Raw genomic sequence first — 13,304 nt, forward strand, 5'->3', positions numbered from 1 at the left:
GATGAGAATGGGTTCACAAAACCCCGCCCAAGCAGTCCTAGCGCCCCTCAGTTGTGCATAAGCTGCCAATCAAAACGACATAACCGACGAATATTGGGCTAGCCGAGTGAATAACTGCAGGGTCCCGAATGCCCAGACTCAACCGTACGCCCTGCATAAATGCCTTACTGCGCTTGAGGTACAAAAGCTGCGCATTAATTTGCGCAGGGCCTGATTTTTCCGGAATGCAAAAATAGTCTGAATTCAGGGGTTTACAGGATCAACCCAATCGCTATAATCGTCGCCCACACGCCGGTATAGCTCAGTTGGTAGAGCAACTGACTTGTAATCAGTAGGTCCCGGGTTCGACTCCTGGTGCCGGCACCATACAAAACAAAGCCCCTGCAGAAATGCAGGGGCTTTGTTGTTTCTGTCGTTTGGAGCTCACAAGGCCCTCGCGGATGCGAGGGCTTTTTGCGTTTCATATCTGACTGATCTCGAGCACATACGAAATCCTCTGCTCGTTTGCGCTCCAAACATAGCGCAAATGCTTGCCCTGCTTCGGAATCGATACCGCAGGCGGACGGAACGCCGCAACGCATTCATGCCCGGGCAATCGCACGCTGTTATAGAGCAAGCCCCACGACTCGGCGTCGCGCAACTGTCGCGCAAATACCTGTGATGGCCCATAGGCTTCCGGATCGGGCTGATGCAAATATTCGAAACCTTGGCGAACGTCATGCAGCGGCTTGACCACCTGATTGACGTAAGTGCGCATGGTCAATTCGAGATCGGCTTCCTGGGTCGCGGCGAGGAAACGTTCCTGATGAAAACAGGTTTCAGCGATGGCCGCACTCTGGCTGCTGGCGGCGTAATAGACGCCGAAGGTGCCGTCACTGAAACGGCTGCGTTTGCCGACGTGAGTGAACGCGGCCATCACCGGGCTGGAACCGGGGCCGGACAGGCGATCTTCGGGACGTACGCGGGCAAGGACGCCGGCCTGTTCGACCAGCCGATCATTGGTCAGTGCTTCGATGGCGTAGGCAACTTCGAGGTCCTCGGCGTCGAGCACGTCTTCGAACAGTGCAATCGGCGGGAAGCTGCTGTTGACGATGCGATACGCCCGCGGCCATGGCACATCCACCGGCGCCGGCGCTTTCAACCGCGCACTCCGTCGAGGTAGCGGCGTACATCGGCGATATCGACCACCCGGCCTGCCAGCATGTAATCCAGCGCGGTTTTGCCGTTGAACGGTGCCGCCGTGTTGGGGCTGCTGACCCAATCGTAGGCGCGCTCGCGGCTATTGCTGAAGATGATGCTCAGCGCCTTGTGAATGCCCATCAGATAAGAGATGCGCTCGAGGGTGTCATGGGGCAAGCGTGTGTTTGGCAGGTGTTTGTATTTATAGAATGTGGTGTTGCCGACTCCACCGAGCAGGGTGCGTTGTTGCTCGGCATTGCAGCCCCAGTGCTCCATGAGGTTGAAGAAGAACTTCAGCGCAACGCGGCCGGCTTCGGGGGCGTCGAGTTGTTCGCGTGGGTTTAACGCAGTAGATGAAGTTGGCATTTGGCCGCCTCCAGAGAAATCATCATGCCTTGAGGTTAGTACATATCTGTACATTTACTCAAAATTAATACACTGATGAACAACCGTGCAGACTGAAAAATCCATACTGCTTGCACACATTTTTTGATCTCCATCACCCCCATCCCACCAAAAACCCCGATCCTCTGTCAGCCTCCAGCCATCGGCGGGGAAATCAATTCGCTACTAAATCCGCGACAACTATGCTCAGGTGCAGGAATATAGCCGGCATATGGCGCCGTTTCGGTCGTTTCGTAAACAACAATACCCAGCCCACTTCAGAGGGCATTACCCATGGATAGCAGAACCTTACGCAACCTCATGCGCATCGTGCAGACCGGCTCGTTGTCGGCTGCAGCCGAGCATTCGTGCCTGACCGTGCAGGCGTTGGCCGCACAGTTGAACAAGGTCGAAGAGCAGTTCGGTTTCCGCTTGTTTCGCCGTTCCAACAAAGGCCTGACGCTGACGCCGCAAGGCACGGAGCTCACGCCCTACATCGACAAAGTGTTGATCGCCACGCGACAGATGGAAGAAAAGGTCGAAGCGCTGAAGGTGCCAGGGCAGCGGACGTTGAAGGTGGCGTTGAACAACACCCTGTCGCCTGATTTCAACCGACGCATGATCGGACGCCTGATCGAGGTGTTTCCCGATTATCAGATGGAGTTCAGCTACGCCGAGTCGATGGAAAACCTCAGCAAGCTGAAGAACGAAGATTTCGACCTTGCCGTGCTGATCGGCCCGCAGCGGCCGGGGCTGCCGAGCATCGTCCTGCCGGATGTGCAGGTGCAGGTGGTCGGTGCGCATTGCGGTCAGGAAAACGATCCGCTGACCTTGCTGGGCAACAAGTTTCAGGTGCGTCCTGCGGAAGATTGTCCGTATTCCCACAGCTTTTTGCGTTTTCTCGACGCCGGGCTTGGCAACCACGAGAACGGCCAGCGCATGGTCTATTCCTGCAGCGAAACCCTGACGCTGTCGTTGATCACGCAGATGGATGCGGTCGGCATGGTCTCGCGTGAAGCGGCGCAGAAGAACGGCCTGACGATTTTTCCCGGTTTCGAGGATTTCCTCGAAGTACGCCTGGCGGTGAATAATCCGGAGTTGTCCCACCAGGCGCTGAACGACGTCGTTGATCTGCCGCTACATGAACGAGCCGAGCGCAATGTACGCAGCCGTCCCCACCGCCACACTGAGAAAGAGGTTTTTGCTGAAATACGCACATAGCAACGTCGGAATCGCGGCATAGAATTCCGGGCGATCGAGCTGGATCTGCCGGTCCTTGATCAACAGGGGCGTGAGGCTGATCGCAGCGACGATCGCCACCGGCAAATATTCCAGTGCGCGCGCCACGAACGGCGGCCAGTGTTCGGTGTTGATCTGCAGCGGCAAGGCGCGCGGCAGGAAGGTCACCGCCATCATCAGCACCACCACCAGAATCAGGAACGTTTGGTCAGGCATACACCCACTCCGCAGCCCACAAACGTGGCGATAAATACGTTGAAGGGCGAACTGCCGATCAGGCTCAGCGCGCCCATGCAGACCACGGCAGCAGCGGCTGCAATCAATTTGTTACGCGTGTTGCACAGCGAGACCAGCACGTAGAGCATCATCGCGGTCAGCGCGTAATCGAGCTGATATTTGATCAAGTGCGCCGCGTACTGCGCGCAGACCGCACCGAGCAAACCGCCGAGCACCCACGAGGTGTGGCAGAACAGATTGAAACCGATCAGGTAACGCACGTTGACCGGTGCGCCCGTGCCGAGCTTGACGCTGTGAAAGGCGAAGGATTCATCCGTCAGGCCACCGGCGTAAGCCCAACGCTCCATGCGGCTCAAGCCCAATGCACGCAGGGCTTTGGCCATGTACACCGACATCAGCATGTGCCGCGCATTGATCAGGAAAGTGGTCAGCACAATGGTGGTCAGCGATGCGCCGCTGGAGATCAGCGCCAGCGCGGCGAACTGCGAAGCGCCGGCATAGACAAACAAGCACATCGCCACCGGCAGCCACATCGGCAGGCCGGCGTTGACCGCCATCAACCCGAAGACAAACGACACGGTGAAATACCCGGCGACCACCGGGCTGGCTTCGGCAAACGTGCGCGACGGCTGATGAGTCGCCATCAGCGGCGCGCTGCCGGACCTTTCATTCATAGATCCCTCTCAAATGTTCGTTCGCCGTGAGGCTCGCAAAAACCCTGGGCAGTCCAGAATCGCTTGCCCGCGAGGTTAGCATCGTCGACGAACAGAAACATCCGCAGCACCCCGACCCGTTTCATGTCGGACGACGCTGCTTCGACCAAACGCTGGCCCACGCCCTGGCTGCGGTAACGCGGGCTCACGGCCAGATGGTTGATCGTGCCGCGACTGCCGAGCATGCCGCCGAGCACCGCGCCGACGATCTCGCCCTCGACATCGAAAGCCAGGTACGCCGTGGTGGTTTTCTGGATCAACACGCCGCGCAGGCATTTGGCGTCCTGCCATTCGCAGAACGACACTTCGTCGAACTGGCGGAAGAAGCGCTCCATGCGTTGCGCATCCTTGGCGGTGGCGCGGCGCAGTACCACTGGCGTCGAGCACTCGACGCCGTCGATTGGGGTGATCTGATTAGCGAACAATGTCGAAAGCGGTCCCGGGCCGCGAGAAGGAAATCGCCAGAATCTGCCGGTACGCCATGGCATGGGTGTGGGTGTTGCGCGCCGGGGTCACGTAATGGCGCATGTCGCGATCGAGGAAGTAGGTGGTATCGAGAATTTCCTCGTAGGTGGTCGCCGCCAGCTGTTGCTGATGAATGTCGTACAAACGACTCTCAGCGCCCTCGACATTATTGCGCCCCCAGAAGTGCACGCCGCTGAACGGATAGCCGTCGCAATGAATGCCTTCAGGGGTGATTTCCAGCTGCTTGCCGGGTTTGATCTCAATGCGGATCTGATGGATCTGGCACTGCCAGATTTCATCGTGCAACTCTTCCGGCAGGACACTTTTGTACACTTCGAAATCGGTGTCGATCAGGCTGCGCATCACCGGCGAAGAGATCACTTCTTCGGAAAAGTCCTGAAAGTGTCGTACCACGCCACCGACGTAAGCGTTGTTCTCTTTCGATTGCACGTAAGCGCGATGCTCAAGTTGCTTGAGCTCACGGGTTTTCGGGTTGTATTCAAAGTCGCTGTAACGACGATAACGCATGCCGGCTTCGGCCTGACCGTAGTAACTGTCAGGCTCCATGTTTTCCCAACTCTTGGTCAGTCTGACGAAGTCGGCAAAATGACCGTAGAGATTGAAGTCACCACCCTGGACGTTGACAAACTTGTCGCGCCGTAGCGATTCGCCCACTTCTCTGTTCAAAACGATCATTACCAAATTCTCCGCTGCGTTGAACGCCCTAATCTATTGGGTGGAGAATTTGCGTCCATGAGAAAGAATTTCAGGCATTTGAAGCACTGCTTGAAACGGAATCTGCAGCGCTTGAAAAACGACTTTTACATGACAAGAACACCGGTTATTTGCGGTTTTCGCTGAAAAACCGCCGAAAAAAAACCCCGAACGAATCGGGGTTTTCTCATTTTTCTTACAGCGGATCGATCATCAGAAGATATTGATCGGATAGTCCACGAATACACGCAGTTCGTTACCGCTGACGTTGTACTCGCTGGATTTCTGCGACACGCGCAGGATCGAACTGCGCAACTTCACGCTCAGGTCTTTGGCCGGGCCACTTTGCACGACGTACTTGAACTGGTTGAAGATCTCACGCTCGGTGCCGCCTTCGCTGGTAGACGTGGTGATGTTGTCGCCGCGCACGTAAGCGAAGTTGTAGCTCAGACCCGGAACGCCGAACGAACCAAAGTCCAGGCCGTAACCCAGCTGCCAGCTGCGTTCGTCTTCGGCGTTGAAGTCAGACCAGTAGGAGTTGGCCAGGTAGATGGAGTTACCGCCGTCGCCGACACGACCCTGGTCTTTCTGATAGCCGCCATAGGCGTAGCCCAAGTTGCTGTCGCCAGTGGAACGCTGATGCGCCACGGTGAACGAGTGCGGGCCAGTGGCGAAGGTGGCTGCCAGGCTCCAGATCTTGTTGTCGTCGCCAGTTACACCGTTTTCGCGGACATAGGAGCTGTCCAGCTTGGTGCGATAGCCGTTGAAATCCAGGGTCAGGGACTGATCCTTGTTGAACGGGATCACGTAGTTGGCGTTCACGTACTGTTTCTTCAAGACGTCTTCAACGTCGGACGCATACAGCGCGCCTTTGAAGTGTTCGGTGAACTGATAGCTGCCGCCCAACACGTTGATCGACTTGAGACCGCCGCTGTCGCGGCCTTCATCGCTCTTGCGCGACTCGGCGGTGAAACGACCGGCATTCAATTCCAGGCCTTGGATTTCACGGGAAGTGATCAACGTACCGGTATAGCTTTCCGGCAGCAGACGCACGTTGTCGTAGCTCAGCACCGGCAGGGCCGGCATCTGGTCGCCGTAGGTCAGTACGGTATTGGACACTCGGAACTTGATCGCAGCACCGCCCTTGGCGATGTCGTGGTTCGCGCGACCATCATTTTCCTGTCTGAAAAAATCGATGCCGCCGGCGCCGCTACGGCCCTTGCCGCCGTCCAGGCGCAATGCGTACAGACCGAAAGCGTCCACGCCGACACCGACGGTGCCTTGAGTGAAGCCCGACGAGAACGTACCGATGGCCGCTTGGCCCCATTCGGCCTTGTCCTTGTTACCGTCTTTGTAATCACGATTGATGTAGGCGTTGCGCAGCAGCACTTTCAGGCTGCTGTCTTCAACGAAACCCTTGGATTCGGCCTGGTCGTTAGCCATGGCCTGTGTAGCACTCAACATCCCCAGTGCGATCAGACTGATTCGCTTGTTCAACATTTTGTTTTCCTTATTACGGGTTGAAACGCGCTGTGTCGAACGGCTGAAACGGCGCTTTCTGCACTCTTGTATTCACCCCGAAACAAAAAAGCCCGCCGACGTTAACGTCATGGCGGGCCTGCTCCTTATTTTGAGTCATGGCGGTTAGCCACAGGCGTTGGGCCGAATCGTAGCCGCGCCCTGAACTGTGTGTCAATTTCAAGAATCGTCTTTAAATAGGCGAAAAACGTCTAAGAAACGTAATTTTTTTGCTCGGCGGTTGCAGAAAAAACGGATTAAACAGGGAGTTTGAACTGTGGGAGCGAGCCTGCTCGCGAAGCGCTGGATCAGTCAACAATGTCATTGGCAGTGCTGATGCCTTCGCGAGCAGGCTCGCTCCCACCTTTGAATACCTGTGGATAAAAATCAGGCAAAAAAAGCGCCGCCATCCCGGCAGCGCTTTTACCAATCCCTATTGTTCTTATCCTTCCATCACATCCCACAAGGCTTCCAGCTCGGCCTCGCTGAACAGGCCAGCGGGGTAGCGCTCGATCATCATCCGGCGCGGATCAGGTTGTCTGATCTGACGCGTTCCATTGGACTTCAACCAGTGCGCGACAAGCTGGAGCGATTCGCCGTTGACGGCCATGGGATGCACAGTCCGCTCGCTGATTACGTTCATTTCGGCGTTCATTTCAGCGCTCTCTCCCCGTTCGTGAGCGGCTACGTTATCCAAGGTTTGTGACAGAACTGTTGAAGTTCCCCGCCCTCCCTAGTGCATCAGGAGCAATACAAGAGGTATGCCAAGGCGACCCGAATGTCGACCGGCGGATACAAACAAGCCCGCGGTCCTGACGGGCCGCGGGCTTGCTTTGATGCTGAGCGAGCTAATCATTGCCTGGCTGATTTGTGAATCAACTCAAGCTGTTACGACTCAACTCACTCTTTGTGCGGCGCTGGCTGCTGTTGGGTAAGGCAGTGAATATTGCCGCCACCCAGTAACAGTTCACGGCCCGGCACCATCACGACTTCGTGCTGCGGAAACAGCTTCTGCAGGATTTCCCTGGCCGGGGCATCCATCGGGTCGTCGAAGCTCGGCGCGATGATGCCGCCGTTGACGATCAGGAAGTTCACGTAGGAACCAGCCAGACGCACGGAAGGATTGCGCTCCTGCGAACCGTCCACCGCATCGACGCCGGCACACTCTTCTTCGGTCGCGTACAGCGGCCCCGGAATCGGCATTTTGTGCACCGTGAACGGGCGGCCCTTGGCGTCGGTGCTGCTTTGCAGCACTTTCATTGCGGCCTGGCAGCGCGGGTAGTTCGGATCCTGCGGATCATCGGTCCACGCCAGCAGCACTTCGCCCGGACGCACGTAGCAGCAGAAGTTATCCACATGGCCGTCAGTTTCATCGTTGAACAAGCCATCCGGCAACCAGATGATCTTGTCCACAGACAGATTGTCGCTGAGTACGGCTTCGATTTCTTCGCGGCTCAGGTGCGGGTTGCGATTGCGGTTGAGCAGGCATTCTTCGGTGGTGATCAGCGTGCCTTCGCCGTCGACATGAATCGAACCGCCTTCGAGCACGAAACCTTCGGTGCGGTAACGCGGGCTGCGTTCGATCTCGAGGATCTTGCCGCCGACCTGCGAATCGCGGTTCCACGGTGCATACAGGCCGCCATCGAAACCGCCCCAAGCGTTGAAATCCCAGTTCACACCGCGCACTTCACCATAGTTATTGATGACGAAGGTCGGGCCGCTGTCACGAACCCAGGCGTCGTCGCTGGACATTTCCACCACGCGGATATTCGGCACATCGAGGCGCGCGCGGGCGTTTTCGTATTGGCCGGCGGAGACGGCAACGGTGACCGGCTCGAAACGGGCGATGGCTTTGGCCACGGCGGCGTGCGCGGCCTGCGCCGGTTTGCCGCCCAGACGCCAGTTGTCCGGGCGCTCGGGCCAGATCATCCAGGTCTGGGTTTGTGGCGCCCACTCGGCCGGCATGTAGAAGCCATCGGCGCGTGGGGTACTTTTCAATGTGGTCATCAGGACTCCAGGGAACCGTCGAGGGTTTTCAACGCGCCGTACAGATTCGGCCGGCGGTCGCGGAATGAACCCCACGCGCTGCGAACATGTTCCAGCTCGTCGAGGTTGAACGTGTGCACAAGAATACCTTCTTCGGTTTTATTCAGCTCCTGCACTTTTTCGCCGAACTGGTTGGCGATGAACGACGAGCCGTAGAAGGTGATGTCGTAGCCGTCCTGCTCTTCATTGCCGATGCGGTTGCTGGCAATCAGCGGCATCAGGTTGGCGCCGGCATGGCCCTGCTGCACCCGCTGCCAGTGATCGCGCGAAGAAATGGTCTTGTCGTGCGGCTCGCTGCCGATCGCGGTTGGATAAAAGAGAATTTCCGCGCCTTGCAAGGCCATGCTGCGCGCCGCTTCCGGGAACCACTGGTCCCAGCAGATGCCGACGCCGATTTTCGCGTAACGGGTGTTCCATACCTTGAAGCCGGTGTCGCCCGGGTTGAAGTAATACTTCTCGTGATAGCCCGGGCCGTCGGGGATATGGCTTTTACGATAAATCCCGAGGTTGCTGCCGTCGGCGTCGATGATCGCGATGCTGTTGAAGCGTGCACGTCCGGCCAGTTCGTAGAAGCTGATCGGCAGTACTACTTGCAACTCTTTGGCGATTTTCTGGAAATGCTTGATGGCCACGTTTTCTTCAACCGTCGTTGCCAGTTGCAGGTAATCCGGATTGGGCTTCTGGCAGAAGTACGGTGCCTCGAACAGTTCCTGGATGAGGATGATCTGCGCGCCTTTGGCGGCGGCTTCGCGGACCAGTCTTTCAGCGGTTTCGAGGTTGGCTTCCAGGTCCCACGAACAGGCCATCTGCGTGGCGGCGACGGTAACGATACGGCTCATGAATCATCTCCGGGCTAGTGCTTTGACGGTCGAAGAATTCGACCGAAAAGAAAACGCGCGCACCGGACAAAAGATCGCCATGCCGGAGCAATGGCAACTTTATAACCGATAAATATCGGCTTTAGAAGCTGTAAAGAAGAAATCTCTCTGTTTGAACGCCAATTAAATCGATACAAATCGGACTTCAGACCGAAAACAAATGTGGGAGCGAGCCCGCTCGCGAATGCGCTGTGTCAGTCACCGCATGTGGCGACTGATACACAGCTTTCGCGAGCAGGCTCGCTCCCACAGGGGATGTGCCTTGCTTACAGGCCTTCGCTCAACACCCGATCCAGCATTTCGACGAAGAAATCCACGCTCTGGCGCGACGTCACCATCGGTGGCTTGATCTTGAGGATGTTCAAATCATCGCCCGTCGGCTGCATGAAAATCCCCAACTCGCGCAGGCGATCACACAGCAACGCAGTCTCGGCGGTTGCCGGTTCCAGTGTCTGCCGATTGCGGATCAGTTCCAGCCCCAGATAAAACCCGGAGCCGTGCACCGCGCCGACCAGCGGATGTTTATCGATCAACGCTTCCAGGCGCGCCTTGAAGTGGCCGCCGACGACCTGGGCGTTTTCCCAGAGCTTTTCTTCCTCCATCACATCGAGCACCGCCATACCAATCTGGCAACTGACCGGACTGCCGCCCGCCGACGAGAAGAAATAGCCTTCGGCCTCCAGCGCCTCGGCGATTTCCCGGCGAGTGATCACCGCGCCAAGTGGCTGACCGTTACCCATGCCCTTGGCCATGGTGATGATGTCCGGCACCACGCCCTGCTCTTCGAAGCCCCAGAAAAAATGGCCCATGCGCCCGTAACCGACCTGCACTTCGTCCGCGATGCACACCCCGCCCTGCGCGCGGACCATTTCATACACCTGCGGCAAATAGCCCGGCGGTAAAGAAATACCCCCGGCATTGCCGTAGACCGGCTCGCAGATGAAACCGGCCAGTTGCCGCTTCTGCTCGGCCAGTTTTTGCAGATGATGCTCGACGCTGCGCACGTAATCCGGCGCCGAATCGGCGCCACGGAATTCGCCGCGATACGTGTTCGGCGCTGGCACTGGGTGCACCCAGTCCGGGCGACTTTCCAGCGCTTTCGGGTTGTCGGCAATCGACGTCGATACCGCATCGGCGCCGATCGTCCAGCCGTGATACGCCTCGAGCACGCTGATCATGTCGCGCCCGCCGCTGAAGGCCCAGGCCAGACGAATCGCCAGGTCATTGGCCTCGCTGCCGCTGTTGACCAGAAACACACGATCCATGCCCTTCGGCGCCAGCTTCAGCAAGCGCTCGGAAAATTCGGCGACCGCCGCGTAGTTGAAACGCGAATTGGTATTGAGCAACGACCACTGCCGCGCCGCGACCGCCGCCATCCGAGGGTGACCGTGGCCGAGCACGGCGACGTTGTTGAGCATGTCCAGATACGAACGGCCCTGCATGTCGATCAGGTGATTGCGCCAGCCGCGTTCAATGCGCGGCGGGTCAACGTAATAGTGTTTTTGCGTGCGGGCGAAACTGGCATCGCGGCGTTCGATCAGGGTTTTCGCGTCCAGCTCAGGCTCGGCGTCGCAGGCCAGCCCGAGCAGCATCGCCGGTGACGGGCACAACGCCTGCCACGCCGATGCACGGGACGGCGTGCAGAACAGCGGCGCGTCGAGCTCTGCTTCTCGGCACAACTGCACAATCAGCGGCCCAGTGACTTCACCGAGTTTCTGGCCTCTATCCACTGCCACCCCATGTTCAAGAACAGGCGTCACGCCCCACAGGCGAACGCTGAACTGTGGGCCATCGAGTTGCAGCGCACCGTTTGCCGCTTGCTTCAGCACGCCGGCGAACGGTGCTTGAACTTCGGTTCCGGTCGGCACACGCAATTCGACATGCAACGGGAACGTGTCCGGCTCAGTCGCGCTGTCTGGCCGAGTACGTGACAAGCGGTACTGGCCATAACGCGTCGCCGCCAGCCCGTGCACCGCTGCGGCTTCTGTCAGCAAGCGCTGATCAATGCCCGGCTGCTCCCAATTGCCCGCCTCGAAGTGCGGGCTCAACACGCCCAGATCGATCAGCGCGAATTCGCGCCCGACCAGCCCTGGCAACAACGGTGCAAATTCCGGGTTTTCGACCTTCGGCACGGTCTCGTCCACGGCGCTGAGAATCGCCGCTTCCATCAGCGCCTGTGGCACCGATGTCGCGACGCGAAAGATTTCCCACTCGTGAATGAGATTGTCGCGGCTATACATATTGGTGGGGTCGATACTCACCTGTTGCTCGCCACTGAGCACCAGCACCGCCGCCCGCGCCACGATCAATGGCCACAGCGCTTGCAGCTCAGCGTACTGCAACGGATTGACCGCGTGATAAGCCTGGACCGCCGGCAGGATGACAAACGGATCGCCATCGGCGTGATGCAGCAAAGCCGCACAGGTCACCGACAGATCGGTGATACGCCAGGTGCGCACCAGATCACCGAAGTCGATCACACCCTGCAACTGCCAATGCCGCTGGGCATCACGCGCCCAGACGACGTTGTCATCGGTGATATCCATGTGAATCGCCTGCACCGGCAGTTTGTCCAGCAACGATTGCAAACGGCGCTCGGCCTGCTCGGCGGCAGCGCTGATCACCGCACCCTGCTGCGCGTCGGTGATCACCGGCAACAGATGACTGATCAAAGCGTTGGCGTGACGCGCGTCCCACTGCAAGGTGCGTTCAAGGCCCGGGTGATCGAAGCCTGCCAGGGCCAGATCCATCTCGCCACAGAGTCGGCCAAATCCGGCGACCACGTCTTTGCCAAGATGATCGAAATCGGTCAATGGTTGGCCGTCGATGTACTCCAGCAAGCGCACATGCACCGTTTCGCCATTGGCTTGCAACGACAACAGATCGGCACCGTTATTGGCTGCGATGACGCGCGGCACCTTGATCGCCGAATGCTCGGCCAAGTATTTGAGCCCGGCGTGCTGGGCTTGCAACTCCACAAGAGCGTAGTCGCCACGACAGACTTTCAGCACGAAGCGTCCACGCGCGCTGTCGACGCGATAATTCAGATCCTGCTGGCTGCCCAGCGCCAGCAACGTGCCGCTGAACCCGTAATATTCGGCCAGCCATTGCAGCGCCTGCGCCTCTGAAACCTGCGGACCGGGCAAACTGGCGCGATGAATCAACGTGGCGAGCGGCATGAAACGACCCCTGAAATTTTATTAGGCGCTTATATCGCCATTGCCTTGGCGGTTACGCAACCCCTTAAGACGTTGCCCGGTCAACCGAAAACGGAAATGCGATCATGAAAGCCTTCCAGGCAAACTTTCCTGCAAGACTTTCAGATTGTTTTTCAGCGCAGCTCTGTGCAATCTGCGCCACAAATTCACAGCACGGATGCAAGCCCACGTCATGTCCCATCGTCGCCTCGCCCTTACGAACAAAAAAGTCCGCAATATCCCTCGCCGCTTGCGAGCTCTCGCCGCTTGGGCCGCCGATTTCGAAGGGTATTTTCCTGCTGACCTTACTCTTGAGGACAAATACTGGAACTGGAAAATTCCGATCCACATGGCAATGGTGGAAGGAAGGCAGGCAACAACCGAGCTGAAAAAGCAATGTGCCCAGCACTTGATCGACGCGGCGCAGCTTTTACGCCTGGCTCGCCCGGTGCATGCGCTTGACTGCCGAGTGGTCGCAGCCATTTGTGTTCCCGGCATGTTTTCCAGCGAAATCTGTATCTATACGGATCTGGAATACCACCGCGGTCATATCCCTGCCTCCGACAGCGAATATGTCGAAACCGGCAAAAGCCTGGCTCAAGAATGGGGTCTTGTGTTGCCAAAGGGCATGGGCGAACGAGGTTTGCGCTACGAGGTTGAAGGCTGGGATGGGCAGACTTATGAAGAGGAACGCTGGTATTTTGGCGAGGTCGATTGACGCTCCGGCGTAGTCC

The 13,304-nt window shown here is 58.0% G+C and carries 13 protein-coding genes and 1 tRNA gene; 3 read left to right on the forward strand and 11 right to left on the reverse strand.

Features of this window, described 5'->3' with window-relative positions:
• Positions 1-290 precede the first annotated feature (290 nt).
• Positions 291-366 (forward strand) — tRNA-Thr (locus tag JWU58_RS25890).
• 94 nt (positions 367-460) lie between these two features.
• Here JWU58_RS25890 and JWU58_RS25895 read toward each other — a convergent pair.
• Together JWU58_RS25895 and JWU58_RS25900 are read right to left on the reverse strand one after the other, a co-directional pair.
• On the reverse strand, positions 461-1,141 hold the full coding sequence (locus tag JWU58_RS25895; RefSeq protein WP_206421228.1) for an RES family NAD+ phosphorylase: 681 nt from the start codon (positions 1,139-1,141) through the stop codon (positions 461-463).
• On the reverse strand, positions 1,138-1,545 hold the full coding sequence (locus tag JWU58_RS25900) for an MbcA/ParS/Xre antitoxin family protein (RefSeq protein WP_123444060.1): 408 nt from the start codon (positions 1,543-1,545) through the stop codon (positions 1,138-1,140). The genes JWU58_RS25895 and JWU58_RS25900 overlap by 4 nt, the downstream gene beginning before the upstream one ends.
• Positions 1,546-1,857: 312 nt before the next feature.
• Here JWU58_RS25900 and JWU58_RS25905 point away from each other — a divergent pair, with 312 nt between their 5' ends.
• Positions 1,858-2,784, forward strand: a complete 927-nt coding sequence (locus JWU58_RS25905; RefSeq protein ID WP_016772151.1) for a LysR family transcriptional regulator — start codon at positions 1,858-1,860, stop codon at positions 2,782-2,784.
• Here the strand turns inward: JWU58_RS25905 and JWU58_RS25910 are convergent.
• From JWU58_RS25910 to JWU58_RS25950, 9 genes are all read right to left on the reverse strand, one after another.
• Positions 2,701-3,018, reverse strand: a complete 318-nt coding sequence (locus JWU58_RS25910; RefSeq protein WP_024011198.1) for an AzlD domain-containing protein — start codon at positions 3,016-3,018, stop codon at positions 2,701-2,703. The genes JWU58_RS25905 and JWU58_RS25910 overlap by 84 nt on opposite strands.
• Positions 2,997-3,713: an AzlC family ABC transporter permease gene (locus JWU58_RS25915; RefSeq protein WP_016772152.1), complete on the reverse strand. Its 717-nt coding sequence runs from the start codon at positions 3,711-3,713 to the stop codon at positions 2,997-2,999. The genes JWU58_RS25910 and JWU58_RS25915 overlap by 22 nt, the downstream gene beginning before the upstream one ends.
• Positions 3,710-4,087: a GNAT family N-acetyltransferase gene (locus tag JWU58_RS25920; protein ID WP_003220700.1), complete on the reverse strand. Its 378-nt coding sequence runs from the start codon at positions 4,085-4,087 to the stop codon at positions 3,710-3,712. Before JWU58_RS25920 ends, JWU58_RS25915 begins: the two co-directional genes overlap by 4 nt.
• A 79-nt stretch (positions 4,088-4,166) precedes the next feature.
• Entirely contained in the window at positions 4,167-4,913 is a 747-nt protein-coding gene (locus tag JWU58_RS25925) for a 2OG-Fe dioxygenase family protein (protein WP_016772154.1), read from the reverse strand.
• Positions 4,914-5,144: 231 nt separating this feature from the next.
• The gene (locus tag JWU58_RS25930) at positions 5,145-6,431 is read right to left on the reverse strand and encodes an OprD family porin (protein ID WP_123444061.1); all 1,287 of its coding nucleotides are present in this window, start codon (positions 6,429-6,431) and stop codon (positions 5,145-5,147) included.
• Positions 6,432-6,891: 460 nt separating this feature from the next.
• Entirely contained in the window at positions 6,892-7,104 is a 213-nt protein-coding gene (locus JWU58_RS25935; protein WP_123444062.1) for a hypothetical protein, read from the reverse strand.
• Positions 7,105-7,349: 245 nt separating this feature from the next.
• A complete protein-coding gene (aguA, locus tag JWU58_RS25940) occupies positions 7,350-8,456 on the reverse strand; it encodes an agmatine deiminase (protein WP_123444063.1) in 1,107 nt (368 codons plus the stop codon).
• Entirely contained in the window at positions 8,456-9,334 is an 879-nt protein-coding gene (gene aguB / locus JWU58_RS25945; RefSeq protein ID WP_123444064.1) for an N-carbamoylputrescine amidase, read from the reverse strand. Before aguB ends, aguA begins: the two co-directional genes overlap by 1 nt.
• Positions 9,335-9,639: 305 nt before the next feature.
• Positions 9,640-12,552: an aminotransferase gene (locus JWU58_RS25950; protein WP_206421229.1), complete on the reverse strand. Its 2,913-nt coding sequence runs from the start codon at positions 12,550-12,552 to the stop codon at positions 9,640-9,642.
• A gap of 211 nt (positions 12,553-12,763) precedes the next feature.
• Between JWU58_RS25950 and JWU58_RS25955 the strand changes: the two genes are divergently transcribed.
• A complete protein-coding gene (locus JWU58_RS25955) occupies positions 12,764-13,288 on the forward strand; it encodes a DUF3916 domain-containing protein (RefSeq protein ID WP_206421230.1) in 525 nt (174 codons plus the stop codon).
• Positions 13,289-13,304: the final 16 nt, after the last annotated feature.

The organism is Pseudomonas atacamensis (genome assembly GCF_017167965.1).
Lineage (GTDB): Bacteria > Pseudomonadota > Gammaproteobacteria > Pseudomonadales > Pseudomonadaceae > Aquipseudomonas > Aquipseudomonas atacamensis.